Consider the following 26,847-nt stretch of genomic DNA (forward strand, 5'->3'; position numbering starts at 1 on the left):
TGAGCAGATTAGGCGATCCGGCACCGAATTCCGGGGAGCCGCGCTGTGACTGATGGGGCGGAAGTTACAAAGCCGCCCGCGTGCGGGGGTGCGGCGCCGGCCCAGTACGCTGACACCATTCAAAGCAACGGGTTTTGGTCGAAATGGCGGCGCGACGGCGACGGTCCGCGGTCGCTGGAGCAGCTGCTCAAGCAGGTCGAGAAGGGCACCCAGGTTCGCAGTTCCGGGCACGAGCGAATCCTGGAAGAGCTGAAGTCGCATCGCGACAGCGCGGAGGGCGCCGACCTGAAGTCCGCGCTGACCTGGCTGTGCAACGCGCAGACCCGGCTGGGCAGCGATCCGACCACGGCGCATTCCCGCGAGGTGCTGCTGGCCGCGTACGAGGTCAAGCGGGTCCTCGCTACAGCCGGCCCGACTCCTCGCTGAGCACGCCGCGCAGGGTGGCCTCGATGGTGTCGAACTCGGGTTGGCCGCTGATCAACGGCGGCGCCAGCAAAATCACCGAATCGCCGCGGTCGTCGGTGCGGCAGTACATCCCGGCCTCGAACAGCGCCGCGGACACCCGCGGCAGCAGCGCCTCGCGTTCGTCGTCGGTGAAGGTCTGCTTGGTCGCCTTGTCCTTGACCAGTTCGACGCTGTAGAAGTACCCCTCGCCGCGTACGTCGCCGACGATGGGCAGGTCGTAGAGCTTCTCCAGGGTGGCGCGGAAGCTGGGCGCGTTCTGTTTGACGCGCTCGTTGAGGCCCTCGCGCTCGAAGATGTCGAGGTTGGCCAGCGCCACTGCGGCCGACACCGGGTGGCCGCCGAACGTATAGCCGTGCGGGAACATGGTTTTGGCGTCGTTGAACGGCTCGAACAACCGCTCGCTGGCGATCATCGCGCCCAGCGGCGAGTAGCCCGACGTCAGCCCCTTGGCGCAGGTGATCATGTCGGGCACGTAGCCGAAGTCGGTACAGGCGAACATCGACCCGATCCGGCCGAAGGCGCAGATCACCTCGTCGGAGACCAGGAGCACGTCGTAGGAGTCGCAGATCTCGCGCACCCGCTCGAAATAGCCTGGGGGAGGCGGGATCGAGCCGCCCGCGTTCTGTACCGGCTCCAGGAACACCGCGGCGACGGTCTGCGGTCCCTCGAACTCGATCGCCTCGGCGATCCGGTCGGCGGCCCAGCGCCCGAACGCCTTGGGGTCGTTGGCGAACGGCTCGGGCGCGCGGTAGAAGTTCGTGTTCGGCACCCGGAAGCCGCCCGGGGTCACCGGCTCGAACGGCGCCTTGTACTTCGGCAGGCCGGTGATCGCCAGCGCGCCCTGGGTGGTGCCGTGGTAGGCGACCGCCCGCGAAATCACCTTGTGCTTACCGGGTTTGCCGGTCAGCTTGAAGTACTGCTTGGCCACCTTCCAGGCGGTCTCGACGGCCTCGGTGCCGCCGGTGGTGAAGAAGATCCGGTTCAGGTCGCCCGGGGCGTAGTGGGCCAGTCGCTCGGCGAGCTCCACCGCGGGCGGGGTGGCGTAGCCCCACAGCGGGAAGTACGCCAGCGTGCTCGCCTGCCGGGCCACGACCTCGGCGAGTTCGGCACGCCCGTGACCGACCTGCACGGTGAACAGCCCGGACAGCGCGTCGAGGTAGCCCCTGCCGCGGTCGTCGAAGATCCTGACGCCCTCGCCGCGGGTAATGACCGGCGGCGCGACGCCGGGGCCGTGCCGCGCGAAGTGCAGCCACAGGTTGTCAGTCATGTTGTTCGCGAGCGTAGCCTCGCGATATGACCGCGGCGCAGCAGGTTGGCGAGTTCGAGGCGCTGCGACCGCATCTCATGTCTGTCGCCTACCGGCTGACCGGCACGGTGGCCGACGCCGAGGACATCGTCCAGGACGCATGGCTGCGCTGGGACAAGCACGACAGCGATATCAACGACCTGCGGGCCTGGCTGACCACCGTGGTGAGCCGACTCGGCCTGGACCGGTTGCGGTCGGCCGCGCACCGCCGCGAGACGTACACCGGCAATTGGCTGCCCGAGCCGGTGGTCACCGGCTTTGACGGGGCGGACCCGCTATCCGCGGTGGTGGCCGGCGAGGACGCCCGGTTCGCCGCGATGGTCGTGCTGGAGCGCCTGTCGCCCGATCAGCGGGTCGCGTTCGTGCTGCACGACGGGTTCGCCGTGCCCTTCGCCGAGGTGGCCGAGGTGCTGGGCACCAGCGAGGCCGCCGCGCGGCAGCTGGCGTCCAGGGCGCGCACGGCTTTGAAAAGGGAAGCCGCCGAACCAGCCCCAATATCCGGGTCGCCCGATCCCGCGCACAACGAGGTGGTCGGCCGGCTGATGGCGGCCATCGCCGCCGGCGACCTAGAGGCCGTCGTCTCGCTGCTGCATCCGGGCGTGACGTTCACCGGCGATTCGAATGGCAAGGCGCCCACCGCCGTTCACGTCATTCAGGGATCGGACAAGGTGGCCCGGTTCATCTTCGGCCTGGCCCGCCGCTACGGCGACGCGTTCTTCACCGCGAATCAGCTGGCGCTGGTCAACGGCGAGCTGGGCGCCTACACCGCGGGCAGCCCCGGCGACGACGGGCACTGGGAGATGCGGCCGCGGATCCTGGCGATGACGGTGCGCGACGGAAAGGTCTGCGCGCTATGGGATATCGCTAACCCCGACAAGTTCACCGGCTCGCCCCTGGCCGGTCTGTCCTGAGCCCACGGCGAGGCCCAGGCGCAGCGCCCCGGCGGCTTCGGCGGCGGCCTCGGCGAACCGGCCGCCCAGGCCGACGAAGTTGAGGTACGCGTGCGGCAGATCCGGTTGCAGGCTCAGCGCCACCGGGACGCCGGCGGCCCGCAGCTTGTCCGCGTAGGCAACCGCATCGTCGCGGATCGGATCGAAACCCGCGGCCGCGATGTACGCGGGAGGCAGGCCGGTGGCGTCGCCGTGTAGCGGTGACAGCCGCGGGTCGCGCGGATCGGTGTGCGCGGGAATGTAATTGGCCAGCGCCCACCGCAGGTTCCGGTCGGTGAAGGTGGAGCCGCCGGCGAACAGGTCGTGCGAGGGCCGGCGGCCGTCGAGGTCCGTCGGCGGGTACATCAGCAGCTGGAACGCCGGGATGGGGCCGCCGCGTCGCACCGCCTGTTGCGCGGTCACGGCCGCCAGGTTGCCGCCGGCGCTGTCGCCCCCGACCGCGACGCGGCCGGAATCCGCACCCAGGTCGGCGGCGTGGCGGTGCGCGTGTTCGAACGCGGCGATCGCGTCCGCCACCGCGGCGGGGAACGGGTGCTCGGGTGCGCGCCGGTATTCGACCGACAGCACGCGCACGCCGGCGTGGCCCGCCAGATAGCGGGCGACGGGGTCGTGGCTGATTCGGGAGCCGACCGAGAAGCCGCCGCCGTGGAAATAAACCAGCAGCCCGGACGGCTCGGGCAGGCCGGCGGGGGTGTAGAGGGTGGCCTGGATGTCGCCGTGCTCGGCGGGGATGGCGATCTCCCGCGTCCGGATGGGCAGGGGTGATTCGTAACCCATGAGCCGGGGGAGTTCGTCATACCGTGCGCGTGCCTCGTCGACGGGATCGGTGAAAACGTCGGAGCCGGAAAGGTTTTTGAGGCGAATCATCAGCTGCGCGTCGAGTGCCATCTCCTGCCCGTCGATGCGCACCGGCGGTCCCGCCAGCAGCCGGCGGACCGGCGTGGGCAACGCGAAGATGGCACGGACGGCCCGGGCGCGAATGCCTAACGATGCCATGGTGTTTGCTCCTTGCTAGCCGAGAACCGCATGACGTGGCCGAGCAGCCCCGACCGCAACGCGACGGCGAGCCCGTTGCGCTCGCATTCGACCCGGAAGTCGCGCGGCACGATCAGCCGATGCGGGGAGCCGTCCAACCGGTGAAACAGGCTGGCCAGTGGGGTGCGCACCAGGTCGTAGCCGACGAAGGCCCCGCCCGGCCGCAGCACCCGGGCCACCTCGGCGACCGCGCGTTCCCAGTCGATGACGTGATGCAGCATCAGGCAGCTCACGACGGAGTCGAAGGACTCGTCGGGGAAGGGCATCGCGGTGGCGTCGGCCGTCCGCGCAGACGCGTTGGGGAATTCCCGCAGCCGTGCGGCGGCGGCTCGGGTCATGTGCGGGTCGATGTCCATTGCGACCCAGGTGAGTTCGGGGTTCTTCGAGAGAACTTGTCGGGCAACGGATCCGGCGCCGGATCCGATCTCCAGCACGTCGCGGCCGAGTTGCTGGCCGTGCAGCTCACGCGCGATCACCGGGCTGCCGGAACGACCGACGGCGCCGCAGCAGAAGGCGCGTTCGAATGCTGACATCGCGGGCATGTCCCAAGCGTGGATCACCCGCGACGGGAACGCTTGTACGGATCCGTCAAACCGATTCGCGAACCGCCCGCGCGAGCTCGTGCGGGGCCGAACCGGTCATCTCCCAGCACACCTTGTTGGCGTGCGAGCCGTCGGCGAACCCGGCCAGGTGGGCGGCGTCGGTGACGGAGCGCCCCTCGATGAGGTGGCCCATGGCGGTCATCAGCCGTGCCCAGCGGATCGTCGCCGACATCGACGCCCCGGTCTGTTGCCGGCACAGGCGCCCGAGGTAATCCGGCGACAGCGCAACGGCATCCGCGACCGATGCCACATCCACGGGGCTCGGCACCCGGCTCGACACGACCTCGATCGCCCGCCGCAGCTGCGGGTGCACGGACCGCGGCCCGTCTTGCCGTCCGCACAGCCGGCCGACCAGGAAATCCGCCGCGGCGTGCGGGCCCTCCCCGTCCAGCGCCGCGGCCGTCGCCTCGGCCAGCGATTGTCCGTCGTCGACGACCCAGACGCGGTGGCGCGCCGCCGCGTTCAGCGCGACACCCTGAGGCGTCTGCAGGCCGAGGTACAGCGTCAACGCCCCGGATTTCGCCTCGGAACGCACCGCGTGCCGAACACCGCTGCCGACCACCACCAGCCGGCAGACGTCGCGCCGGTCGCTCGCCCGGGCAACTGTCAACGGACCTTCGGTGCCGACCGTGACCTGGACCGCGGGGTGGTGGTGGGGCGCGAGATCGGAGAATGCGCCGGCCACCATCAGCCGGCCGGGCCCGAGGTCCCACGTGCGCATGACGCCACCTTAGCGCTGCGCTGGAGCCCCGTCCGCGTCGGTAATCCACGGGATCCGGCAGGCGTCACCGGAATTGAAGCCCTGCTCGGTGATGCCCAGCGCCGAGTTCACCCGCGCCCGCATGTTCTCCAGCCCGATCTGGTAGGTCAGCTCGAACACGCCGGCGTCGCCGAAGCGGGCGCGCAGGTCGGCGACCTGCTCGTCGGTCACGGTGTGCGGGTCGGCCGTCATGGCGTCGGCGTAGGCGATGGCCGCGCGTTCGTCGTCGCTGAAAGCTGTTGAGGTGGAGTAATTGTCGATCTCCCTAAGGCGCTCCATGTCGAGGCCGTCCAGCCGCTGCAACATGGAGCCGAAGTCGACGCACCACGAGCAGCCGATCTGGTGCGCGGTCCAATACACCGCGAGCTCACGCACGCTGACCGGAAGCGTCTTGCATGCCCGGTCGACCATGGTTTCGTGCAGGGCGCCGGCGATCATCAGCTTGCGGTGATGCGCGGACACGGCGAACGGCTCGGGGACCTGGCCGTAGCGCCGCTTGGCCACCCGGTACATGGCTCGGGTCACCAGCCCGACGCGGTTGGGCGGCAGGGGCTCGATGCGGGTTTTCTGTGTCATACCCCTGAGACGGGGTGGGGTGCGAAAGTGTGACACATACCTGCGGTATGCGGATAGTCTCTCGACCTGTGGCGACGGTTGCGAGGTGACGATGACCGCGCTGTTTAGCCGGTGGTGGCGGGCCGACCAGTACGACTGGCTCTCCGGTTACCTTGCGTCGCGGGGCATCAGCGGTGCCACCCGGGCCGTGCTGGCATTCATTTCGGCGTCGATGGTGGTGTGCCTGCTCGCGCTGCTGGCCGGCCCGGACGGTCCGCACGGAGCGGTCCCGGTGGCGATGATGTGGGCCGCCGTTGGCGGCGGGGTGGCGGGGGTGGTGCTGTGGATCAGCCGCTGGCCGACGCGCACGCAGTCGCTCATGTTCGTCATGACGTGCAACGCCGCCGTCGCCTTGGCGTGCCTGGCGCACCCGAACCCGCTGGCCGCGCTGATCGGGTGCGTCGCTTTCGCGACCTTCGGCGCCTACATGGCGTTCTTTCACGCCACGGGATTCGTGCTGTACAACTTCGCGGTGGCCGCCGGCGTCGGCTCCTGGGAGGCGCTGTCGTTGGCCAGGTCCGGACACCCCAGCCTCGCCGGGGTGGATTTGTGGCTGGTGATCGAGGTCAACATCGCCCTGCCGCTGGCCATTCTGATCCTGGTCCGCGCCCTGGCGGGCGATCTGCTGCGCGCCGACCGCGATCCGCTGACCGGCCTGCTCAACCGGCGCGCGTTCGCGCACGAGGCGCTGGGGATGTTGTTGGCCCGCCGCGGCATCGACTCCCACCTCGTGGTGATGCTGATCGACCTCGACCGTTTCAAGGCCCTCAACGACAAGTCCGGCCACGCCGCGGGAGACCACGCGCTGGTCCAGGTCGCCCAGGCGCTGCTGGCCGCCGCCGACGACCAGGCGGTGGTCGCGCGCAGCGGCGGAGAGGAATTTCTGTTGGCCGGGACGTCCGCGGGCTGCAACGCCGAGTCGTTGGCCGCCCGGATGTGCCTAGCCATCGCGGCGTCGACCGCGGGGGTCACCGCGAGCATCGGCACCGCCTGCGCCCGCCTGGACGACGCCGCTGACGACCCCCAAGCGCTGCTGCAGGAGTTGATCAGCGCCTCGGACGCCGCGATGTATCGGGCTAAACGGTTGGGCGGCAACCGAAGTCATCACCACGAGCTCTGCTGACCCCCGGCGGCTCGCTCCAAGACGCCGAAGTGGTTTCCCGCTAAGAGCTCCGGGTACCCGATTTCGACCCCGCCGGCCAACCGGTGCGGCAGGGTTCGAGAGGGTGAGGAGACAGTGATGACCTCTCAAAATGATCAGGAATCAGAAAACACCCGGCTGGAGCACTTCGACGATCCCGAATTGGGCAGCGGTGCGCGCGACACAGGTTCGGATACCCCGGAGCAGGGCACCGGGGACCGTCCGGTCGGAACCGTAGACGAAGACGCGAACCCGCCGATGAGCGATCCGAGCGCGTCGGACACCTACAGCGGCACCGGTGAGTTGCCCCCGCAGGACACCGGCAGTGCCGTCCCGCCCTACGAGGGACGTCAACAGGGCGCCGCGGTCGACGCCCAGGGCGCCGGCGGCGCGGCGGGCCCCACGGCGAATCCGGATTACAAGTCGGCCAGCCCGTCGGATACGCCCGGCGGCGCGACGCAGTCGCCGGCGGACGAGCAGCCCGCCTCGGAAATGCCGGAATCCGACCGCGACGACGACCGCGTCGGGCCGGCGCACGTGGCGGGCACCGGCCGCGGCGAAGACAAACCCTGACCTCTGGCGCCGACTTCACGCCGAGCTTTACAGGTCCGTGGCGCGCGGATGCCGTGGTTCGTAGAGGCCCAGCTGCCCGCCGCCGGGAAGCGAGATCGTCGTGAGTCTGCCCCAGCGTTCCGTTGTCGGAGGAGCGCACTGGACACCCTTGGCGTTCAGTGAGTCGACGGTGGCGTTCAGGTCGTCGCACATCAAATAGAGCTCGTGTGACTGCCCCGCAGCGGAGGGGTGCACCGCCACCTCAGCGGGGGGCAGTTTGAAGATCAGCCAGCCGCTACCCGCGTCGAGATGCGGGTAGCCGAGCGTGTCGCGGAAGAACGCGCGGTCGGCGTCGGCGTCACGGCTGTAGACGATGACATGAGCGCCTGTGATCATGTCGGCAACACTACGTCCGCTGCGCGCCCGGGGTCTCAGCGCGAGAACATCGTCGCGCGTTTGACCTCCTGGATCGCCTTGGTCACCTCGATGCCCCGTGGGCAGGATTCGGTGCAGTTGAACGTGGTCCGGCAGCGCCACACGCCGTCGACCTCGTTCAGGATGTCGAGGCGCTCGGCGGCGGCCTCGTCGCGGCTGTCGAAGATGAAGCGGTGCGCGTTGACGATGGCCGCCGGCCCGTAGTAGCTGCCCTCGTGCCAGAACACCGGGCAGCTGGTGGTGCAGCATGCGCACAGGATGCACTTGGTGGTGTCGTCGTAGCGGGCGCGGTCGGTCGGGCTCTGGATGCGTTCCCGCGTCGGGGGGTTGCCGGTGGTGATCAGGTACGGCTTCACGGCACGGTAGGCGTCGAAGAACGGCTCCATGTCGACGACCAGGTCCTTTTCCACCGGCAGCCCGCGGATCGGTTCGACCGTGATGGTCAGGGATTTCCCCGGTTTGTCGGGCAGCAGGTCGCGCATCAGCACCTTGCAGGCCAGCCGGTTGACGCCGTTGATGCGCATGGCGTCGGAGCCGCACACGCCGTGCGCGCAGGACCGCCGGAAGGTCAGCGTGCCGTCGAGGTAGCTCTTGATGTAGATCAGCAGGTTGAGCATCCGGTCGCTGGGCAGGCAGGGCACCCGAAAGCTTTGCCAGCCACCGGTTTTCGCGAAGGCATCGGGCTGGTCGGGGTTGAACCGGGCGATCTTCACGGTCACCATCACCGCGCCCTCGGGAACCGGCGGCAGGGGCGGCTCCAACGTTTCGACCTCTGTTTCGGCCGTCATCAGTACTTCCGTTCCTTGGGTTCGTAGCGGGTCTGCACCACGGGCTTGAAATCCAGCGCGATGTCGCTGAGCAGGTCGGTGCCCTGTTTGTAGGCCATCGTGTGGCGCATGTAGTTGACGTCGTCTCGGTTCGGGTAGTCCTCGCGGGCGTGGCCGCCGCGGGACTCCTTGCGATTCAGCGCGCCGACCACGGTGACCTCGGCCAGCTCCAGCAGGAAGCCGAGCTCGATGGCCTCCAGCAGGTCGCTGTTGTAACGCTTTCCCTTGTCGTGCACGGTTATTCGCGAGTAGCGCTCCTTCAGCGCGTGGATGTCGGTGAGCGCCTGCTTGAGCGTCTCCTCGGTGCGGAACACCGCGGCGTTGTTGTCCATCGACTGCTGCAGCGCGGCGCGGATGTCGGCGACGCGCTCGTTGCCGTGCTCGGAGAGGATGTCGCCCACCCACCCGACGACCATCGCCTCCGGCTCGGGCGGCATGTCGACGAAGTCGTGCCCCCGCGCGTAGCCCGCGGCGGCGATCCCGGCCCGGCGGCCGAACACGTTGATGTCGAGCAGCGAATTGGTGCCCAGCCGGTTGGCGCCGTGCACCGACACGCACGCGCACTCGCCGGCCGCGTACAGCCCCGGGACGGTGGAGGTGTTGTCCCGCAACACCTGTCCCGTGACGGTCGTCGGGATGCCACCCATCACGTAGTGACACGTCGGGTAGACCGGCACCAGCTCGTGCACCGGGTCCACGCCCAGATAGGTCCGGGCGAACTCGGTGATGTCGGGCAGCTTGGACTCCAGCACGTCCTCGCCCAGGTGGCGGACGTCGATGTACACGTAGTCCTTGTGCGGGCCGGCACCGCGGCCCTCCAGGACCTCCAGCACCATCGAGCGGGCGACGATGTCGCGCGGCGCCAGGTCGACGATCGTCGGCGCGTAGCGCTCCATGAAGCGCTCGCCCTCGCCGTTGAGCAGCCGGCCGCCCTCGCCGCGGACGGCCTCGGAGATCAGGATCCCCAGCCCGGCCAGCCCGGTCGGGTGGAACTGGTGAAATTCCATGTCCTCCAAGGGAAGTCCCTTGCGGAAGACGATGCCGATGCCGTCGCCGGTCAGCGTGTGCGCGTTGGAGGTCGTCTTGTACATGCGCCCCGACCCGCCGGTGGCGATGACGACGGCCTTGGCGTGGAAGACGTGGATCTCGCCCGTCGCGAGCTCGTAGGCGACCACGCCCGTGGCCACCGGCCCGGTCGGGGTCTGGGTGAGCACCAGGTCCAGCGCGTAGAACTCGTTGAAGAACTGCACGTCGTGCTTGACGCAGTTCTGATACAGCGTCTGCAGGATCATGTGGCCGGTGCGGTCGGCGGCGTAGCAGGCCCGGCGGACCGGCGCCTTGCCGTGGTCGCGGGTGTGCCCGCCGAAGCGGCGCTGGTCGATGCGGCCCTCGGGGGTCCGGTTGAACGGCATCCCCATCTTCTCCAGGTCGAGCACCGCGTCGATGGCTTCCTTGCACATGATCTCCACGGCGTCCTGGTCGGCGAGGTAGTCGCCGCCCTTGACGGTGTCGAACGTGTGCCACTCCCAGTTGTCGTCCTCGACGTTGGCCAGCGCCGCGCACATGCCGCCCTGGGCGGCGCCGGTGTGGCTGCGGGTCGGGTAGAGCTTGGTCAGCACCGCGGTCCGCACCCGCGGCCCCGCCTCGACGGCGGCGCGCATCCCGGCACCGCCCGCGCCGACGATCACCACGTCGTATCGGTGTTGCTGGATCAAGGCTCTCCTTTCAGGACTTTCAGGAGATGTTCGGGTCGAATGTCACCAGCACGTAGGTGCCCAGCACCAAGGTGAACCCCATCGACAAGAGCAGCAGGCTGTTGAGCCAGAACCGGGTGGAGTTCTTGCGGCTGTAGTCGTCGATGATGGTGCGCAGCCCGTTGCCGCCGTGCAGCTGCGCCAGCCACAACAGCGCCATGTCCCACATCTGCCAAAACGGCGAATGCCACCGCTGGGCCACGTAGTTGAAGTCGATGCGGTACACGCCGTCGTCCCACATCAGCATGATGAACAGGTGCCCGATCGCCAGGAACGCCAGCGCGATCCCGGAGAACCGCATGAACAGCCACGCGAACTTCTCGAAGTTGGGGATGCCGGCGCGCCGCCGCGGGGAGCGGGGATTGTCCAGGCTGGCGGGACGGTCGTAGAAGCGCTGCTTGACCGGCGCCGTCTGGCCGCGCCCGAGCTGAAGGTCGGGGCTGCTCATCGCAGGTGCTCCGCGATGTGGATGCCGGTCACCACGCCGGCCGGCACCATCAGCAGCAAAAAGACGACGATGACGATCAGGAACATCAGCCGCTGGTAACGGGGCCCCTGCGACCAGAAGTCGATCAGGATGACCCGGATGCCGTTCAGCCCGTGGAACAGCACCGCGGCGATCAGGCCGTACTCCATCAGGCCGACGATCGGGGTCTTGTAGTCGCCGACCACCGCGTTGTAGGTCTGCGGGCTCACCCGCAGCATCGCGGCGTCCAGCACGTGGACGAACAAGAAGAAGAAGATCGTCGCGCCGCTAATGCGGTGCAGCACCCACGCCCACATGCCGGGGTCGCCCCGATACAGGGTCCGGGGTGGTCGCCGCTTGCGCGCGGCGGCAGTGCTCACCAAGTCCCCACCGCCTTAATAGAACAGTTAGCCGGACAAGTCAGCCTAACCCTGCCAGCTGGCAGGCCGGGCCGTACAGCCCCCGAGCGAAGTGTCGTGTCAGGGTTAGTCTGGCTGTCTTGTATCGGCCCGTGGGCGAGCGGAGTGGGTATGCCTGATGTCGATTGGAAAGCGCTGCGCGACAAGGCGATCCGGGCCGCGGCGGGGGCCTACGCGCCCTACTCGCGCTTCCCCGTGGGCGCGGCCGCGCTGGTCGACGACGGCCGGGTGATCACCGGGTGCAATGTGGAGAACATCTCATATGGCCTTGGTCTCTGTGCCGAGTGCGGTGTGGTGAGCGCCCTGCACGCCACCGGTGGCGGCCGGCTGGTCGCGCTGGCGTGCCTGGACGCCCGGGGGGCCGCCCTGATGCCGTGCGGGCGATGCCGTCAGCTGCTGCTCGAGCACGGCGGGCCGGAGTTACTGATCGACCATCCCGCCGGGCCGCGCCGCCTCGGCGAGTTGTTGCCCGACGCCTTCACCGCCGACCTGCCGCGGGAACTGCCTTGAGCCACTTCGACTTTGACGGAGCCTTCGACGCGCCGACGGTGATCCGGACCAAACGCGACGGCGGGCGGCTGTCCGACGCCGCCATCGATTGGGTGATCGACGCGTACACACACGGCCGCGTCGCCGACGAGCAGATGTCGGCGCTGCTGATGGCGATCGTGTGGCGCGGCATGGACCGCGGCGAGATCGCCAGGTGGACGGCGGCCATGCTGGCCTCCGGCGCGCGGCTGGACTTCGGCGACCTGGGCCTCCCGACCGTCGACAAGCACTCGACCGGCGGCGTCGGGGACAAGATCACCCTGCCGTTGGTGCCCGTCGTCGCCGCCTGCGGGGCGGCCGTGCCCCAGGCATCGGGACGCGGGCTCGGGCACACCGGCGGCACCCTGGACAAGCTGGAATCCATCGCCGGGTTCACCGCCCAGCTGTCCACCCGGCGGATCGCAGAACAGCTCCGCGACGTCGGCGCCGCGATCTTCGCCGCCGGCGAGCTGGCCCCGGCCGACGCCAAGCTCTACGCGCTGCGCGACGTCACCGGCACCGTCGAGTCGCTGCCGCTGATCGCCAGCTCGGTGATGAGCAAGAAACTGGCCGAGGGCGCGGGCGCGCTGGTGCTCGACGTGAAGGTCGGATCCGGGGCGCTGATGAGCTCGGAGGCGGCCAGCCGCGAGTTGGCGCACACCATGGTCGAGCTGGGCGCGGCGCACGGGGTGGCCACCCGCGCGCTGCTGACGGACATGAACCGCCCGCTGGGCTCGACGGTCGGCAACGCGCTCGAGGTCGCCGAGTCGCTGGAGGTGCTGGCCGGCGGCGGCCCCCCCGACGTGGTGGAGCTGACGCTGCGGCTGGCCGCCGAGATGCTCGACCTCGCCGGCCTCGGCGACCGCGATCCCGCCCGCACGCTGCGCGACGGCACCGCGATGGACCGCTTTCGCCGGCTCGTCGCGGCCCAGGGCGGCGACTTGTCGGTACCGTTGCCGATCGGTTCGTGTTCCGAGACCGTGACCGCGCACCGGGGCGGCACAATGGGCGATATCGACGCGATGGCGGTGGGGCTGGCAAGTTGGCGGCTCGGCGCGGGCAGGTCCCGTCCGGGCCATCCGGTGCAGTTGGGGGCGGGCATCAGGATCCACCGCCGCCCCCGGGAGCCCGTCGCGGCCGGCGAGACGCTGTTCACCCTCTACACCGACACCCCCGAACGCTTCGACGCCGCGCTGGCCGAGCTGGCCGGCGGCTACAGCGTCGAGGACACGCCGCCGGTTTCCCGGCCGCTGATCATCGATCGGATCGCCCAGTGATCGAACTGAACCAGATCAAGAAGGCGCCCAAGGCCCTGCTGCACGACCACCTCGACGGCGGGCTGCGGCCGTCGACCGTGATCGACATCGCCGGCCAGACCGGGTACGACGGGCTGCCCGCCACCGACGTCGACGAGCTGGCGAAGTGGTTTCGCACCCGGTCGCACAGCGGCTCGCTGGAGCGCTACCTGGAACCGTTCTCGCACACCGTGGCGGTGATGCAGACCCCCGATGCCCTGTACCGCGTCGCCTACGAATGCGTGGAGGACCTTGCCGAGGACTCCGTCGTCTACGCCGAGGTGCGCTTCGCCCCCGAACTGCACATCGACCGTGGGCTGTCCTTCGACGAGATCGTCGACGCCGTGCTGGAGGGCTTCGCCGCCGGCGAGAAGGCCTGCGCGGCGGCGGGCCGGCAGATCAAGGTGCGGTTGCTGGTCACCGCGATGCGCCACGCCGCGGTGTCCCGCGAGATCGCCGAGCTGGCAATCCGGTTCCGGGACAAGGGCGTGGTGGGGTTCGACATCGCCGGCGCCGAGGCGGGCAACCCGCCGACCCGGCACCTGGACGCCTTCGAGTACATGCGAGACCACAACGCGCGCTTCACCATTCACGCCGGGGAGGCATTCGGGCTGCCGTCCATCCACGAGGCGATCGCGTTCTGCGGCGCCGACCGGCTCGGCCATGGGGTGCGCATCGTCGACGACATCGAGGTGCTCGACGACGGCCGCGTCCGGCTGGGTCAGCAGGCATCCATCCTGCGGGACAAGCGAATTCCGCTGGAACTGTGCCCCAGCTCGAACGTGCAGACGGGCGCCGTCAAGAGCATCGCCGAGCACCCGTTCGATCTGCTGGCCCGCACCCGCTTCCGGGTTACCGTCAACACCGACAACCGACTGATGAGCGATACCACGATGAGCCTCGAAATGTCGAGGCTCATCGAGGCTTTCGGTTATGGGTGGAGTGATCTGGAGCGGTTCACCATCAACGCGATGAAGTCCGCGTTCATCCCCTTCGACGAGCGGCTGGCGATCATCGACGAGGTGATCAAACCGCGGTACGCGGTGTTGATCGGCTAGCGCCGCCTAGCGCGGCAACCCGGTGCGGTGGCGACGGCCCGTCACGGCCTCCCAGATCGCGATCAGCACGACGGCTGCGGCGACGCCGACGAAGAACGGAATCCAGGCGATCCCGCCGTTGGCGTTGTGGTATCCGAACTGCGCGGCCACGGCCGAGCCGATCAGACCACCGACGGCGCCGAGGACGACCGTCATGATCATGCCGATGTTCTGTTTGCCCGGCATAACCAGGCGCGCCACCAAACCGATGACCGCGCCCACGATGATGGCCAGGATGATTGATCCGATCATTGCAGCTCCTGTTGTCTTTACGGCGCCCCTTGCGGGCACCGTCATGGAATGCGGGTTCCCCGAACCACCCGGCTTGTAACACAATTCGATGCGGTACAAACTCTGCTCATGGATCACGAGCAGGTGCGCAACGTCGCCTTCGGTCCGCCACCCATGGGTAAACGCGGTTACAACGAGGACCAGGTCGACGCGTTTCTCGACTGGCTGGAGGCGGCGTTGCGGGACCCGGGCCGGGGAGCGCCCACGCCCGAGCAGATCCGCAACGTCACCTTCTCCAAGCCGCCCATCGGAAAGCGCGGATACAACCAGGACGAGGTCGACGCGTTCCTCGACTCGGTCGCGCGGCAGGTCGGGGGTCCCGGGGGTTCGCCACCCGGGCCCGCGCCGGGCGATCGGCCGCCGACCAGGTACACCATGAAGATCCAGCCGAACCTGTTCCTGTTCTGGACGCCGCAATGGCACGACTGGCGCTCGGACGACACGTCCGGCGGGTCCGGCGACGGTGTGCTCGACTTCGTGTTGGAATTCCTCTTCGACCTGCTGTGGAACTGGTTCCTGTGGAGGGTGTGGGCCGCCGTCGCGTGGTTGCTGGAGGGATGCGTCGCCGTCGCGCTCTCCCCGATCTCCCTGCTGGCCAGCCTGCTCGGCGCGCGGCGCCACCGGCTGATAGCCGTCCCGAACGACGGCACCGACGCGCTGTTGCTGAGCCAGGGCTCCTGGTACGCCGTGCGGCGCGCCCGAGCCGAAGCGCGCGACCAGATCGCCGCCGGCGACGGCGTCCTGACGCTGTAGGGCTACACCGACAGCGGATCGACGGTGATGCCGATCGCCCGCACGGTGCTGGCCAGGTGGGTCTGGACGGCGCTCAGCGCGCCCGGCAGGTCGCCGTCGCGCAGCGCCTCGGCGATGACGCGGTGTTCGTCCATGATCGTCGTCATCCGGCCCGGGTCGCCGAACGCCGATTCGCCGATCATCCGCATCTGGCGGTCGCGCAGCGACGAGTAGAACCCGGCCAAGATGGCGTTGCCGGATTCCTCCAGCGTCACCGTGTGAAAGGCGCGGTCGGCGTCCAGGAATTCGCGCCAGTCGCCGGCCGTGGCGGCGTCGCGTTGCCGCTTCAGCTCGCCCGACAGCCGTTCGTACACCGCGGCGCGGGCGGCGGGGCCGCGCGCCACCACCTTCGTCGTCGCGAACTGTTCCAGGATCAGCCGCGCCTCGATGACGGAACGGGCCTCGTCGGGGGACACCGGGACGACGAGGGCGCCGCGCTGCGGGAACAACCGCAGCAGGCCCTCGGCCTCCAGCCGGAGGAACGCCTCGCGGACCGGGGTCCGCGACATGCCCAGCGCGGCGGCGACGTCGCCTTCGCTGATCAACTCCCCGCCCGGAAACCGGCCGGTGAGCACTTGCGCCTTGACGTACTCCAGGGCGCGGTCCTTGGCCGTGCCGGCGCGCGGGTTGGTGACAGCCACCATGCCTTCCTTGAGGCCTTTCTTGGAGCTAAGTCGTATCCCAGATGTGTCCCATGAAGGTACACCAAACGAACACCGGCGGGCCCTCGCTTGACCACTGAGATACAAGAAAGATACGTTAGAGGTACAAGACGCACCTTAGCCGAAGGATTCCTGCCATGTCGACCTTGGGAACAGACCAATCGGTGGTCCCAAACCTGGACCCGACCGTCCCCGCGCCCATGACCAACGTCGCCGAATTCGGCTTCGAGGGCCGGTTCGAAGACTGGGCCGACGACGCCTGTTATTTCGAGTACTCGAAGGCCGCCAACCCGATCGGGTCCGGACATGCCCCGCAGGTTCCGATTACCCGCTTCGGTCCGGAGATCTACCTCGACCGGCCGACGGGCGTTTTCCCGCTCGACCTGTCGGGGCAGCTCGGCATCGACACCGGGCCGGCGACCAGCCCCGCCCTGCTGGCCAACTTCGTCCGCATCCGCGCCGGCGAGCAGATCGACGCCTGCCCGAACGCCACCTCGCAGCTGTACTACGTGCTGTACGGGCGGGGCTTCGCGGCGATCAACGGCCGGCTCGTCAAGTGGGAGAAGGGTGACTTCCTGACCCTGCCCGCCGGCAACGATTCGGTGTTCTACGCCGACGCCGAGACCGTCATGTACTGGGTCCACGACGAGCCCCTGCTGCGCTACCTCGGCGTGACGGCCACCCAGCCGCGGTTCCGTCCCACCAAGTTCTGCCGATCCGACGCGGTGGCCAAGCTGGAGGAGATCGCCGCCCGGCCGGGCGCCAACGAGAAGAGCCGGGTCAGCGTGCTGCTGGCCAACGCCAACCAGGAGCAGACGATGACCATCACCCACGTGCTGTGGGCGATGTTCGGCGTGCTGCCCCCGCAGCAGGAGCAGCGCCCACACCGGCACCAGTCGGTCGCGCTGGACCTGATCCTCGACGCGCCCCCGAGCGGCTGCTACACGCTGCTGGGCACCCGCCTCGACGAGCGCGGCGACATCGTCGACCCGATCCGGGTGGAGTGGCAGGCCGGCGGCGCCTTCACCACCCCGCCGGGCATGTGGCACGCCCACTACAACGAGACGGACACGCCCGCCCACCTGATCCCCATCCAGGACGCCGGGCTGCAGACCCACCTGCGCAGCCTGGACATCAAGTTCACCCAGCGCCGGGATCTGGTCGCCGGCTAGAGTCCACGCGGCCTCGATGCAGCCCCGTCGTTTGACGAATAGGGTGGCTGGACATGAAGCTGCCGCTGCTGGGACCCGTGTCGCTGACGGGCTTCCAGAACGCCTGGTTCTTCCTGTTCCTGCTGGCCGTGGCGCTGCTGACCGGGATCTACGTCGTGGTGCAGTTCGCCCGTCGGCGTCGGGTGCTGCGGTTCGCGAACATGGAGGTGCTGGAGCGGGTCGCGCCGCTGCGCTCCGGCCGGTGGCGGCACGTGCCGACGATCCTGCTCGCCGCGTCGCTCGTGCTGTTGACCACTGCCATGGCCGGGCCGACGTCGGACATCCGGATACCGCTCAACCGCGCGGTCGTGGTGCTGGTCATCGACGTCTCGGAATCGATGGCGTCCACCGACGTCGCCCCCAACCGGCTGGCCGCCGCGCAGGAGGCCGGCAAGAAATTCGCCGATGAGCTGACGCCGGCCATCAACCTGGGCCTGGTCGAATTCGCCGCCAACGCCTCGCTGCTGGTGTCGCCGACGACGAACCGCGCCGCGGTGAAGGCGGCGATCGACGGGTTGAAGCCGGCGCCGAAAACCGCGACGGGGGAGGGCATCTTCACGGCGCTGCAGGCGATCGCCACGGTCGGCTCGGTGATGGGCGGCGGCGAAGGGCCGCCGCCCGCGCGGATCGTGCTGGAATCCGACGGCGCCGAAAACGTGCCGCTGGACCCCAACGCGCCGCAGGGCGCGTTCACCGCGGCGCGGGCGGCCAAGGCCGAGGAGGTGCAGATCTCGACGATCTCCTTCGGCACGCCCTACGGCACCGTGGAGTACGAGGGCGCCACCATCCCGGTCCCCGTCGACGACCAGACGCTGCAGGAGATCACCAAGATCACCGACGGCCAGGCGTTCCACGCGGACAGCCTGGAGTCGCTGGAGAGCGTCTATTCGACGCTGCAGCGCCAGATCGGCTACCAGACCGTCAAGGGCGACGCCAGCCTGGCCTGGATGATGCTGGGCGCGGTGCTGCTGGCGGGCGCCGTCCTGGCCGGCCTGTTCCTCAACCGGCGGCTGCCCGCCTGATCGCTCAGATCGGCAGGCGCCGGTTGATCAGCAGGCCCAGCGCCGCTGCGATCAGCGCGACGACGACGCCCAGGCGCAGCCAGCCGGCGCTGCCGGGGCCGGGCACCGTGCGGAACCCGATGTCGTTCTCGATGGCGTTGTAGCTCTTGTTCAGCTCGCCGATGTTGGTGGCGGTGTAGGACTGCCCGCCGGAGAGCTGGGCGATCTTGCGCATCTGGTCGGTCGACACCGGGACGGCGACGCGCTGCCCGTTCATCTCGATCTCCCCGCCCTTGGTGCCGAACGAGATCGTCGAGATGGGCACGCCCTGGTCCTTGGCCAGCCGCGCGGCAGTGAACGCGCCGTCGTGCGGGTCGCTGGGGTCGGTCGGCTTGTTCTCGCCGCCGTCGGACAGCAGCACGATCCGCGCCGGCGGCGGCGTGTCCCCGCCGGTGATGGCCGCGGCGCCGACCGCGTGCAGCGCGGTGAAGATCGCCTCCCCGGTCGCCGTCCCGTCGGCGAACTCGAGCTTCTTCAGCGCCTCGAGGGTGGCCTCGTGCTGCGGGGTCGGCGGCACCAGGAGATAGGGCGTGCCCGCGAAGCCGACCAGTCCCAGGTTGATGCCCGGCGTCAGCTGGCTGGCGAACTGGCTGGCCGCCTGCTCGGCCGCCTTGAGCCGGTTGGGTTCGACGTCCGTCGCGCGCATCGAGTTCGACATGTCGATGATCAGCACGACGCAGGCGCGGTTGCGCGGGATGCGCATGTCGTGCGTGGGCGTGGCCAGGGCGACGGTCAACAGGAACAGCGACAGCAGCGCAACCGCGATGGGAACGTGCCGCCACCACGACTGCGGCACCTCGGCCTCGGTGAAGCGGCGCAGCCGCTGCCGGCGACGGGCCTGCACCACGACATAGACGGCCAGCAGCGCCAGCGGGATCAGAGCGAAGAGCAGCAGGCCCGGACGCTGGAATCCGTACAGGGGCAGGGGGCCGATGCCGGGAAGCGACACCTGCGCCAGTAAAGAGCAGTCTCGGTGGCCCGTCAAACGCGGCGCGTCTCGCGCCCTGTTCCCGGCCTACTCCCGCCGGAGCCGCCCGTCGACGAACTGCTCCAACTTCTCCCACTCGCGCACGGCGGCCGCGTACGGGGGTGTCGGCTTGGCGACCGAGTCGGGCTCCAGCACGTGGCCCACCAGCTTGCCCAGCGGGCGGGCGGTGTCCAGCGCCTTGTCCACCGTGCTCTCCTCGGAGTAGTCGCCGATGTCGCGGAGCAGCTCGACGGCCAGGTCGAGCTGGTCGCGGTCCACGGCGTCGGGCCCCTCGGCGAAGTCGTCGGCCAGCCCGCTCAGCACGTAGATGTTTTCGTCGGTGATGTCCACCGCCAGTGAGCCGTCCGTGGCGGCCGTGCGGATGTCGTCGTAGGTGCTCAGGTCGGCCAGGTCGTGGTCGTGCTCGTCGGCCAGGTAGCGGGCCAGCGCCCGCTCCGAGCCGAACACGCTGATCCGCCCGTTGCGGCCCAAGAAGATCGGCCGGTCGTCCAGGTAGCAGCGCAGCGTGTAGAACGTGCCTGAGCTGGTGATGATGCGGATCGGGTCGATGCCGACCTGCACCCAGAAGTCCTCGTCGCCGCCCAGCACGACGGTGTCGCCGGGCGCGCGGTTCTCCTCCTCGGCCTCTTCTGGCTTTTCCTCTTCGACCTCTTCGTCTTCGGCTTCGTCTTCGTCCAGGTCCGTGTCCCCGTCCTGGACGGCTTCCTCTTCGTCGGCCTCGGCCTCCTCTTCGGGCTCTTCGCGCTCCTCGGCCAGTTCCTCGGCGGCCTTGGCCGACGCGTCCTCGTCGACCTCGGGCGTGCTGATGATCTCCTCGATCGAGGCGAGCACGTCGTCCCAGCTGCGGCCGATCACCTCGGCGATCGCGTTCCAGCGCTTCTGGCCCGCCTTGCCGGTGAAGGTGTCGATGCCGCCGGCCACCGTGCCGAGATTGGGGTTGCCGTTGAAGAACTTCGACACCGGCGCCAGCTCGCACACCGATCCGATCGACGACACGATCGCCAGCACGCCCGCGAGCGCGTTCACCGACTCCTCGGTCGGCTTCTCCGACACCAGTTCCTCGACGGCGACCAGATCGAACTGCCGGTCCTCGCCGGGCTCGAAGGTGTGCGCGTGCGCCGACGTCAGGTCCGCCCACCCCGGGTGATCCGTCAGGTCGTTGTCGGCGCCCGAGCGCACGAACGCGACCAGGTCGGCGACGGAGGAGAACGCGTACAGGTCCTCGTCCTTGCCCAGGAACGCCTCCCACTCGTCTCCGGCGTCGCGCCAGCGGGGCGCCCACACGGTGTAGCGGTCACCGGCGGACAGGCTCAGGCGGATCGGCACGAGGTCAGCAGCCATGCGGCACACAATAGCGACGGGCGGCGCGGCCACCCGGCCCCGGGCAATCGATCTAGGCCCAGATCGTCGCGATCGGCGCGGCGCCGGCCGCGTAGCCGGTCTTCGGCAGCCCGTACATCTGCTCCAGCGTGGACAGCACGCTGTAGTGGTTGATCTGCTCGGTGTAGTTGCCCGGCTGCACGTGGGCGCCGTAGATCACGGTCGGGATCTGGTTGCGGGGGCCGCCGTCGTCCTCGTCCCACGTCACGATCAGCAGGCTGTTGTTGGCCACCGCCCAGTTGGCGTAGCCCGACAGCTCGCGGCTCAGCCACGCGTCGGCCTGCGCGATCGAGCCGTCGTGCATGTTGTCGTCGTTGTTGGGAATGACGAACGACACCGTCGGCAGCGCGGCGTAGTTGCCCATCGGGAAGGCCGAGAACGGCAGCGAGTTGGCGGCCGGCACATTGCTGAAGTTGGCCCACGGCACGTGCTTTCGCGCATATTTGCCGGCGCTGCACACCGGCGAGCCCGGCGCGGGCAGGCCCTCGGCGTAACCGACGAAGCTGTACCCGGCGGCCAGCAGTTCGGACCCCAGGTTGGGGGTGGCGCCGCCGTCGACCGGGCACGAGTCCTTGGTCACCCCAAGGGTGCTGCCGGCGAACAGCGCCAGGTAGTTGGGCTCGCTGGGATGCGCCTCGGCGAACGACTGCACCATGTTCGCCCCGCCCGCGGCCAGCGCGTTGATGAACGGCGCCGACTTGTTGCCGATGATGGTGGTCGCCGCGCGGTTCTCTTCCACCACGATCACCACGTGCGCCGGCTGCGGCAGCGCGGCCGCCGCGAGCTCCACCCGCGGCGCCGACGGGACGATCGCCAGGCCCACCAACGCCGCGGCGCCGGCCAGGCCTTTGATTGCGCTCAGCACGCCGGGAGTATATGGGCGGAAGGGCCCGCCCGACGGCGCCGACGCGGGCTTTCGGCGTTGCTACGCGCAATCGTTATATAGGGTCAAACCCCATGGACGTGCGCGTCATTGATCATCCGCTGGCCCTGTCCCGGCTGACGACGCTGCGCGACGAACGCACCGACAACGCGCACTTCCGGGCCGGGTTGCGGGAGCTGACCGCAATGCTGGTCTACGAGGCCACCCGCGACGCCGCCCGCGAGACCTTTCCCATCCGCACGCCGCTGGCCGAGACGGTCGGGGTGCGGCTGGCCGACCCGCCCCTGCTGGTGCCGGTGCTGCGCGCGGGCCTAGGCATGCTCGAGCGCGCGCTGGAGCTGCTTCCCGAAGCGCGGGTGGGCTTCGTCGGCGTGGCCCGCGACGAGGAAACCCATTGCGCGACGGGATATCTCGAGTCGTTGCCCGACGACCTGACCGGCGCGCCCGTGATCGTGTTGGACCCGATGCTGGCCACCGGCGGGTCGATGTGCCACACGATCGGGGCGCTGCATCGGCGCGGCGCGTCGGACATCACCGCGCTGTGCGCGGTGGCCGCGCCGGAAGGCGTTGCGGCGCTTGAGAAAGCGGCGCCGAACGCGCGGCTCTTCACGGTGGCCGTCGACGACCGCCTCAACGAGATCGCCTACATCGTGCCGGGCCTCGGCGACGCGGGCGACCGCCAATTCGGGCCGCGCTAGCTGGCTACCAGTTGCGCACGTCCGAGACCAGCTCGTCGCGCAGCGCCCGGGCCCGGGCGCGGGCCGGGGCCAGGTCGTCCGTCGGCGCGCAGCGAATCTCCGCGTAGCACTTCAGCTTCGGTTCGGTGCCCGACGGGCGCACCACCACCCGCGCCGAGGTTTGCCCGTCGCCGCCGGTGAAGATCAGCGCGTCGGTGAGGTCGGTGAGTGTGGCGGGGAAGCCGGCCAGCCGGGCCGGCGGCGCCGCCCGCAGCCGCCGCATCAGCTCGGCGGCCTCGCCGGCGTCGGCGACGCGGCGCGACACCGCGGCGACGTCGTGCACGCCGTGGCGGCGGGCGAGGTCGTCGAGCGCGTCGGACACCGAGCGGCCCCGGTCCTTCAGCGCGGCCACCAGGTCGCACACCAGCACCGCCGCGCTGATGCCGTCCTTGTCGCGCACGGCATCCGGGTCGACGCAGTGGCCGATCGCCTCCTCGTAGGCGTAGACCAGCCTGCCGCCCTTGACGCCGGAATCGGCGCGCGCCAGCCACTTGAAGCCGGTAGGGGTCTCGACGTGGGTGGCGCCGTGTTCGGCGGCGATCGCCGCGAGCATCCGCGACGACACCACGGTGCTGGCCACCACGGGCGTGCCGGGCCCTTGGTGGGACAAGATGTAATCGCCTAGTAGCCAACCGGTTTCGTCGCCGGACAGCATCCGCCACCCCGATACCGTCGGGATGCCGACGGCGCAGCGGTCGGCGTCGGGGTCCAGCGCGATCGCCACGTCGGCGCGGGTGTCGTCGGCCAGCGCGAGCAGCGCGTCGGTGGCGCCGGGCTCCTCGGGGTTGGGGAAGGCGACGGTGGGAAAGTCGGGGTCCGGCGCGAACTGGGCCCCGACGGTGTGCACCTGGGCGAATCCCGCGCGGCGCAACGCCTCCACCGCCACCGCGCCGCCCACGCCGTGCAGCGGTGTCAGCGCGACCCGCACCGACCCGGCGCCGCGGCGCACCGCGGCCGCCCGCTCGAGGTACCGCTCGACGAGATCGGTGTGGGCGGGTTCCACGGCGCGCCTGGCGATCTGGTCGGCCGGGGGAGCCGCGGCCATCGCAGCCTCGATCCGGCGGTCGGTGGGGGAGACGATCTGGATGCCGCCCTCGAAGTACACCTTGTAGCCGTTGTCGGCCGGCGGGTTGTGCGACGCCGTGATCTGCACGCCGGCGGCCGCGCCGGTGCGGCGGACCGCGAACGCGACCACCGGCGTCGGCACCGGTCCCGGCAGCAGCAGCACCGAAAAGCCTTCGGCGGCAAGAACTTCGGCGGTCACGGTGGCGAACACCGCCGAGCCGTGCCGGGCGTCGCGGCCGACGATCACCGGGCCCCGACCGGCCAGCACCTGCGCGACGGCCCACGTCGCGCGCGAGACCACCGCGACGTTCATCGCGTCGGGCCCGCCGCGCACCGGCCCGCGCAGCCCCGCGGTGCCGAAGGCGAGCGGGTGGGCGAACCGCGCGGCCAGCTCGTCGGGATCCAGGGCGGCGAGTTCGGCGGCCGTCGTCGGGTCGGGATCGTGGGCGATCCACTCCTCCGGCGTCACGTCGTCACAGCCGGGCCACCACGTCGGCCAGCAGCGCGCCCATCCGGCTGGCCGAGGCGGTCCCGGCGGCCAGCACCTCGTTGTGGCTCAACGGTTCTCCGGAGATCCCCGCGGCCATGTTGGTCACCAGCGACACCCCCAGCACCTCCGCGCCGGCCGCGCGGGCCGCGATGGTCTCGTGCACCGTCGACATGCCGACCAGGTCGGCGCCCAGCACCCGCAGCATCCGGATCTCCGCGGGCGTCTCGTAGTTCGGCCCGGGCAGGCCGGCGTAGACGCCTTCGGTCAGCTCCGGGTCGGCGGCGCGGGCGAGCTCGCGCAACCGCGGCGCGTAGGCGTCGGTCATGTCCACGAACTGCGGGCCGACCAGCGGTGAGCGCGCCGTGAGGTTCAGCTGGTCGCTGATCAGCACCGGCCGGCCGACCTCCAGGTCGGGGCGCAGCGCGCCGGCCGCGTTGGTGAGCACCACGGTGTGCACGCCCGCCGCGCAGGCCGCCCGCACCGCGTGCACGACGTGGCACAGGTCGTGCCCCTCGTAGGCGTGGACGCGACCGACCAGCACCAGCACCCGATGCGCGCCGATGCGCACCGACAACAGCTCACCGGTGTGCCCGACGGCGGTCGGCGGCGCGAACCCGGGCAGGTCGGCCTGGGCCAGCGAGACGATCGGGGGGCCGAGCGCGGCAACCGCCGGCCGCCATCCCGAGCCGAGGACGATGGCGACGTCGTGCTGGGCAACCCCGGTGCGCTCGGCGATGGCCCGCGCCGCGCGCCGTGCGAGCTCGTCGGGATCGGGCAGGGGTTCGGCCACAGTCGGCGAGCTTATCCCGGCGTATGTGAGGATCTGCCGTATGCGTCGTCGTGGGTGGTCGAATTTTCCTCTGGTGGTTGCCGTTGCGGTGTCGGCGGTCGTGATCGCGTGCGGCCGGGCGCCGGCGGCGGCGGCCGACCCGTGTCCCGATGTCCAGCTCATCTTCGCCCGCGGCACCGCCGAGCCGCCCGGCCTGGGGGCGGTGGGCGACGCGCTGTTCGCCGCGCTGCAGCCTGCCCTCGGGGCGCGCCACGTCGACGCGTATCCGGTGAACTATCCGGCCAGCTACAACTTCCTGACGACGGCCGACGGCGCCAACGACGCGCGCGATCACATCGCGCAGATGGTCGAGCAGTGCCCGGCGACGCGGCTGGTGCTCGGGGGCTTCTCGCAGGGCGCCGCCGCGGTGTCCATGCTGGCGGGGGTGCCGCCCCTCGGGCAGCGCATCGGCAACTTCGGATCGGCTCCGGCGCTGGATCCCGCCCTGGCCGACAAGGTGCGGGCGGTCGCGGTGTTCGGCAATCCCGGCAACCGCTTCAACACGCCGCTGTCGTCGACCGGCGCGTGGGCCGGTCGCGCCATCGACCTGTGCAGCGACGGCGATCCGGTCTGCGTCGTCGGCGGTCGCGACCGCGACGCGCACCACGTGTACGAAGCGCCGCCGTACCCCGGCCAGGCGGCGGGGTTCATCGCCGGGCTGGTGTAGCCGCTACAGGCCCAGGAGGCTGCGCAGCGCGTTGACGCCCGAGGCGAAGGCCGACGGCGTCCCGGTCACGGCGCCGTTGATCCCCGCGTTGAAGAAGCCCGAGACGTAATCGCCGGTGTTGCCGACCCCGGAGGCGAAGTCACCGGCGTTGTTGAAGCCCGAGCTCCCGGTGCCGAGGTTGCCGAAACCCGAACTGGCGCCGCTCCCGGTGAACAGGTTGCCCGCGCCGGTGTTCAGGTCGCCGGAATTGAACAGGCCCGTGTTGGTGCTGCCCGCGTTGAAGATGCCGGTGTTGTAGTTGCCCGCGTTGAAGGCGCCGGTGCAGTAGTCACCGGAGTTGAAGAATCCGGTGTCGCTCGATCCCGAGTTGAACAGCCCCGCGGTCAGGGCTCCCGAATTGCCCACGCCCCAGTTGAATTGGCCCGAGTTGCCGATGCCGATGTTGCCGGTGCCGGAGTTGAAGAAGCCGATGTTGTTGGTGCCCGAGTTGCCGAACCCGATGTTGCCGAGGCCGGAGTTCAGGCCGCCGAACCCGATCTGATGGTCGCCGGTGAGCCCGATGCCGATGTTGCCGGTGCCCGTGTTGCCGAAGCCGAAGTTCCCCGAGCCCAGGTTGCCGAGGCCGAAGTTGTTGCTGCCGAGGTTGCCGAAGCCCAGGTTGTAGCCGCCGTTGTTGCCGAAGCCCAGGTTGAAGCCGCCGGTGTTGCCGCTGCCGAAGTTGAAGCTGCCGATGTTGCCGCTGCCCAGGTCCCAGTGGCCGAAGTTGCCGCTGCCCAGGTTGACGTTGCCGATGTTGCCGCTGCCGAGGTTCAGCTCACCCAGGTTGCCGCTGCCCAGGTTCCAGGACTGCGAGTTCCCGATGCCCAGGGTGATCAGGTGCGAGTTGCCGATGCCCGCGAAATTGATACCCGGCAGGGCTTCCAGCGGCTTGAAGATGTTTTGTTCGATGAACTCCAGCGGGCCGGACGCCGCCAGCTGGGTCGCCGCGGCGGACGCGCCGGCGTGATAGTCGACCATTGCGGCCACGTCCTGGGCCCACATCTGCTCGTACTCGGCCTCGGTGGCCGCGATCGCGGGGGCGTTCTGGCCGAACAGGTTCGACATCACCAGGGACACCAGGTCGCTGCGGTTGGACGCGACCATCACGGGGTGCACCGTCGCCGCCAGCGAGGACTCGAACACAGCGGCGACGGCCTGGGCCTGCGCCGACGCGTTCTGCGCCTGGGTGGCGGCCGCGCTCAGGATGCCGGCGTAGGGGGTGGCCGCCGCCATCATCGCCGCCGCCGCCGGGCCCTGCCACGCCTGCCCGGTCAGCTCGGAGGTCACGGACGCGAACGACGACGCCGCCGACGCGAGCTCGGAGGCCAGGCCGTCCCAGGCGGCCGCGGCCTCTAGCATGGGTGCCGACCCCGCTCCGACGAACATCCGCAACGAGTTGATCTCGGGGGGCAACACCAAAAAACTCATCAGTGGGTTCCTTCTGCTTTCGGCCACATTTCTGACTGGACGTCATATAGATAGCAGAATTACATACTTTAAGTCCA

At 69.8% G+C, this 26,847-nt stretch carries 30 protein-coding genes; 12 read left to right on the top strand and 18 right to left on the bottom strand.

The window, feature by feature from the left end; genetic code table 11:
• Nucleotides 1–174: 174 nt before the first annotated feature.
• Nucleotides 175–426 (top strand): hypothetical protein, encoded by a 252-nt coding sequence (locus AC5Y4S_RS01640; RefSeq protein WP_068106779.1) that lies wholly within the window; start codon nt 175–177, stop codon nt 424–426.
• On the opposite strand, the gene AC5Y4S_RS01645 is transcribed toward AC5Y4S_RS01640, so the two are convergent.
• On the bottom strand, nt 401–1,732 hold the full coding sequence (locus AC5Y4S_RS01645; protein WP_500029349.1) for an aspartate aminotransferase family protein: 1,332 nt from the start codon (nt 1,730–1,732) through the stop codon (nt 401–403). The genes AC5Y4S_RS01640 and AC5Y4S_RS01645 overlap by 26 nt on opposite strands.
• 26 nt (nt 1,733–1,758) lie before the next feature.
• On the opposite strand from AC5Y4S_RS01645, the gene AC5Y4S_RS01650 reads away from it, so the two are divergent.
• Nucleotides 1,759–2,682, top strand: a complete 924-nt coding sequence (locus tag AC5Y4S_RS01650; RefSeq protein WP_500029350.1) for a sigma-70 family RNA polymerase sigma factor — start codon at nt 1,759–1,761, stop codon at nt 2,680–2,682.
• Here the strand turns inward: AC5Y4S_RS01650 and AC5Y4S_RS01655 are convergent.
• Genes AC5Y4S_RS01655 through AC5Y4S_RS01670 form a run of 4 tightly spaced genes read right to left on the bottom strand, consistent with a single transcriptional unit; the run spans nt 2,623 to nt 5,694 of the window.
• A complete protein-coding gene (locus AC5Y4S_RS01655) occupies nt 2,623–3,717 on the bottom strand; it encodes an alpha/beta hydrolase (protein ID WP_500029351.1) in 1,095 nt (364 codons plus the stop codon). The two genes, AC5Y4S_RS01650 and AC5Y4S_RS01655, sit on opposite strands and share 60 nt — an antisense overlap.
• The gene (locus AC5Y4S_RS01660) at nt 3,705–4,298 is read right to left on the bottom strand and encodes a class I SAM-dependent methyltransferase (protein ID WP_500029352.1); all 594 of its coding nucleotides are present in this window, start codon (nt 4,296–4,298) and stop codon (nt 3,705–3,707) included. Before AC5Y4S_RS01660 ends, AC5Y4S_RS01655 begins: the two co-directional genes overlap by 13 nt.
• Nucleotides 4,299–4,344: 46 nt before the next feature.
• On the bottom strand, nt 4,345–5,079 hold the full coding sequence (locus AC5Y4S_RS01665) for a helix-turn-helix transcriptional regulator (protein WP_500029353.1): 735 nt from the start codon (nt 5,077–5,079) through the stop codon (nt 4,345–4,347).
• 9 nt (nt 5,080–5,088) lie between these two features.
• The gene (locus AC5Y4S_RS01670) at nt 5,089–5,694 is read right to left on the bottom strand and encodes a carboxymuconolactone decarboxylase family protein (RefSeq protein WP_500029354.1); all 606 of its coding nucleotides are present in this window, start codon (nt 5,692–5,694) and stop codon (nt 5,089–5,091) included.
• Nucleotides 5,695–5,785: 91 nt separating this feature from the next.
• On the opposite strand from AC5Y4S_RS01670, the gene AC5Y4S_RS01675 reads away from it, so the two are divergent.
• Nucleotides 5,786–6,856 carry a GGDEF domain-containing protein gene (locus AC5Y4S_RS01675; RefSeq protein ID WP_500029355.1) on the top strand — a complete coding sequence of 357 codons (1,071 nt, stop codon included), beginning with the start codon at nt 5,786–5,788 and terminating at the stop codon, nt 6,854–6,856.
• Nucleotides 6,857–6,973: 117 nt separating this feature from the next.
• Nucleotides 6,974–7,447 carry a hypothetical protein gene (locus tag AC5Y4S_RS01680; RefSeq protein WP_500029356.1) on the top strand — a complete coding sequence of 158 codons (474 nt, stop codon included), beginning with the start codon at nt 6,974–6,976 and terminating at the stop codon, nt 7,445–7,447.
• 27 nt (nt 7,448–7,474) lie between these two features.
• Here the strand turns inward: AC5Y4S_RS01680 and AC5Y4S_RS01685 are convergent, their stop codons facing one another.
• Genes AC5Y4S_RS01685 through sdhC form a run of 5 tightly spaced genes read right to left on the bottom strand, consistent with a single transcriptional unit; the run spans nt 7,475 to nt 11,225 of the window.
• Complete coding sequence (locus AC5Y4S_RS01685; protein WP_500029357.1) at nt 7,475–7,822, bottom strand: VOC family protein; 348 nt, start codon at nt 7,820–7,822, stop codon at nt 7,475–7,477.
• 35 nt (nt 7,823–7,857) lie between these two features.
• On the bottom strand, nt 7,858–8,649 hold the full coding sequence (locus AC5Y4S_RS01690) for a succinate dehydrogenase iron-sulfur subunit (RefSeq protein WP_068106758.1): 792 nt from the start codon (nt 8,647–8,649) through the stop codon (nt 7,858–7,860).
• The gene (gene sdhA / locus AC5Y4S_RS01695; RefSeq protein ID WP_500029358.1) at nt 8,649–10,403 is read right to left on the bottom strand and encodes a succinate dehydrogenase flavoprotein subunit; all 1,755 of its coding nucleotides are present in this window, start codon (nt 10,401–10,403) and stop codon (nt 8,649–8,651) included. Before sdhA ends, AC5Y4S_RS01690 begins: the two co-directional genes overlap by 1 nt.
• Before the next feature lie 19 nt (nt 10,404–10,422).
• Nucleotides 10,423–10,890, bottom strand: coding sequence for a succinate dehydrogenase hydrophobic membrane anchor subunit (locus AC5Y4S_RS01700; RefSeq protein ID WP_500029359.1), 468 nt, complete (start codon nt 10,888–10,890; stop codon nt 10,423–10,425).
• Complete coding sequence (gene sdhC, locus AC5Y4S_RS01705; RefSeq protein WP_068106765.1) at nt 10,887–11,225, bottom strand: succinate dehydrogenase, cytochrome b556 subunit; 339 nt, start codon at nt 11,223–11,225, stop codon at nt 10,887–10,889. Before sdhC ends, AC5Y4S_RS01700 begins: the two co-directional genes overlap by 4 nt.
• Before the next feature lie 213 nt (nt 11,226–11,438).
• Here sdhC and AC5Y4S_RS01710 point away from each other — a divergent pair, with 213 nt between their 5' ends.
• From AC5Y4S_RS01710 to AC5Y4S_RS01720, 3 genes are read left to right on the top strand one after another with little or no spacing between them, the layout of a single operon-like run.
• Nucleotides 11,439–11,837 carry a cytidine deaminase gene (locus AC5Y4S_RS01710; RefSeq protein WP_500029360.1) on the top strand — a complete coding sequence of 133 codons (399 nt, stop codon included), beginning with the start codon at nt 11,439–11,441 and terminating at the stop codon, nt 11,835–11,837.
• On the top strand, nt 11,834–13,132 hold the full coding sequence (locus AC5Y4S_RS01715) for a thymidine phosphorylase (RefSeq protein WP_500029361.1): 1,299 nt from the start codon (nt 11,834–11,836) through the stop codon (nt 13,130–13,132). The genes AC5Y4S_RS01710 and AC5Y4S_RS01715 overlap by 4 nt, the downstream gene beginning before the upstream one ends.
• Nucleotides 13,129–14,208 (top strand): adenosine deaminase, encoded by a 1,080-nt coding sequence (locus AC5Y4S_RS01720; protein WP_500029362.1) that lies wholly within the window; start codon nt 13,129–13,131, stop codon nt 14,206–14,208. The genes AC5Y4S_RS01715 and AC5Y4S_RS01720 overlap by 4 nt, the downstream gene beginning before the upstream one ends.
• A 6-nt stretch (nt 14,209–14,214) precedes the next feature.
• On the opposite strand, the gene AC5Y4S_RS01725 is transcribed toward AC5Y4S_RS01720, so the two are convergent.
• On the bottom strand, nt 14,215–14,499 hold the full coding sequence (locus AC5Y4S_RS01725; protein ID WP_067157083.1) for a GlsB/YeaQ/YmgE family stress response membrane protein: 285 nt from the start codon (nt 14,497–14,499) through the stop codon (nt 14,215–14,217).
• 108 nt (nt 14,500–14,607) lie between these two features.
• Here AC5Y4S_RS01725 and AC5Y4S_RS01730 point away from each other — a divergent pair, with 108 nt between their 5' ends.
• Nucleotides 14,608–15,291, top strand: a complete 684-nt coding sequence (locus AC5Y4S_RS01730) for a DivIVA domain-containing protein (protein WP_500029363.1) — start codon at nt 14,608–14,610, stop codon at nt 15,289–15,291.
• Nucleotides 15,292–15,293: 2 nt separating this feature from the next.
• Here AC5Y4S_RS01730 and AC5Y4S_RS01735 read toward each other — a convergent pair whose 3' ends face one another.
• Complete coding sequence (locus tag AC5Y4S_RS01735) at nt 15,294–15,971, bottom strand: GntR family transcriptional regulator (protein WP_500029364.1); 678 nt, start codon at nt 15,969–15,971, stop codon at nt 15,294–15,296.
• A 158-nt stretch (nt 15,972–16,129) separates the two neighbouring features.
• Between AC5Y4S_RS01735 and AC5Y4S_RS01740 the strand changes: the two genes are divergently transcribed.
• Together AC5Y4S_RS01740 and AC5Y4S_RS01745 are read left to right on the top strand one after the other, a co-directional pair.
• Nucleotides 16,130–17,164 carry a cupin gene (locus AC5Y4S_RS01740; RefSeq protein ID WP_500029365.1) on the top strand — a complete coding sequence of 345 codons (1,035 nt, stop codon included), beginning with the start codon at nt 16,130–16,132 and terminating at the stop codon, nt 17,162–17,164.
• A 53-nt stretch (nt 17,165–17,217) separates the two neighbouring features.
• The gene (locus tag AC5Y4S_RS01745; protein ID WP_085186390.1) at nt 17,218–18,225 is read left to right on the top strand and encodes a VWA domain-containing protein; all 1,008 of its coding nucleotides are present in this window, start codon (nt 17,218–17,220) and stop codon (nt 18,223–18,225) included.
• Nucleotides 18,226–18,229: 4 nt separating this feature from the next.
• Here the strand turns inward: AC5Y4S_RS01745 and AC5Y4S_RS01750 are convergent, their stop codons facing one another.
• The 3 genes from AC5Y4S_RS01750 to AC5Y4S_RS01760 form a co-directional block, all read right to left on the bottom strand.
• The gene (locus AC5Y4S_RS01750; protein WP_500029366.1) at nt 18,230–19,213 is read right to left on the bottom strand and encodes a VWA domain-containing protein; all 984 of its coding nucleotides are present in this window, start codon (nt 19,211–19,213) and stop codon (nt 18,230–18,232) included.
• Nucleotides 19,214–19,279: 66 nt separating this feature from the next.
• Entirely contained in the window at nt 19,280–20,593 is a 1,314-nt protein-coding gene (satS, locus tag AC5Y4S_RS01755; RefSeq protein WP_500029367.1) for a protein export chaperone SatS, read from the bottom strand.
• 52 nt (nt 20,594–20,645) lie between these two features.
• Complete coding sequence (locus AC5Y4S_RS01760; RefSeq protein WP_500032044.1) at nt 20,646–21,485, bottom strand: alkaline phosphatase family protein; 840 nt, start codon at nt 21,483–21,485, stop codon at nt 20,646–20,648.
• 104 nt (nt 21,486–21,589) lie between these two features.
• Here AC5Y4S_RS01760 and upp point away from each other — a divergent pair, with 104 nt between their 5' ends.
• Entirely contained in the window at nt 21,590–22,213 is a 624-nt protein-coding gene (gene upp / locus AC5Y4S_RS01765) for a uracil phosphoribosyltransferase (protein ID WP_500029368.1), read from the top strand.
• A gap of 4 nt (nt 22,214–22,217) precedes the next feature.
• On the opposite strand, the gene AC5Y4S_RS01770 is transcribed toward upp, so the two are convergent.
• Both AC5Y4S_RS01770 and AC5Y4S_RS01775 read right to left on the bottom strand, forming a co-directional pair.
• On the bottom strand, nt 22,218–23,786 hold the full coding sequence (locus AC5Y4S_RS01770) for a phospho-sugar mutase (RefSeq protein ID WP_500029369.1): 1,569 nt from the start codon (nt 23,784–23,786) through the stop codon (nt 22,218–22,220).
• Nucleotides 23,787–23,790: 4 nt separating this feature from the next.
• Complete coding sequence (locus tag AC5Y4S_RS01775; RefSeq protein WP_500029370.1) at nt 23,791–24,597, bottom strand: purine-nucleoside phosphorylase; 807 nt, start codon at nt 24,595–24,597, stop codon at nt 23,791–23,793.
• 88 nt (nt 24,598–24,685) lie between these two features.
• On the opposite strand from AC5Y4S_RS01775, the gene AC5Y4S_RS01780 reads away from it, so the two are divergent.
• Nucleotides 24,686–25,303 carry a cutinase family protein gene (locus AC5Y4S_RS01780; protein WP_197519531.1) on the top strand — a complete coding sequence of 206 codons (618 nt, stop codon included), beginning with the start codon at nt 24,686–24,688 and terminating at the stop codon, nt 25,301–25,303.
• A 3-nt stretch (nt 25,304–25,306) separates the two neighbouring features.
• Here AC5Y4S_RS01780 and AC5Y4S_RS01785 read toward each other — a convergent pair whose 3' ends face one another.
• Entirely contained in the window at nt 25,307–26,770 is a 1,464-nt protein-coding gene (locus tag AC5Y4S_RS01785; RefSeq protein ID WP_500029371.1) for a PPE domain-containing protein, read from the bottom strand.
• Between the last annotated feature and the right edge of the window lie 77 nt (nt 26,771–26,847).

The sequence above is a fragment of the Mycobacterium sp. NGS64 genome (assembly GCF_059812245.1).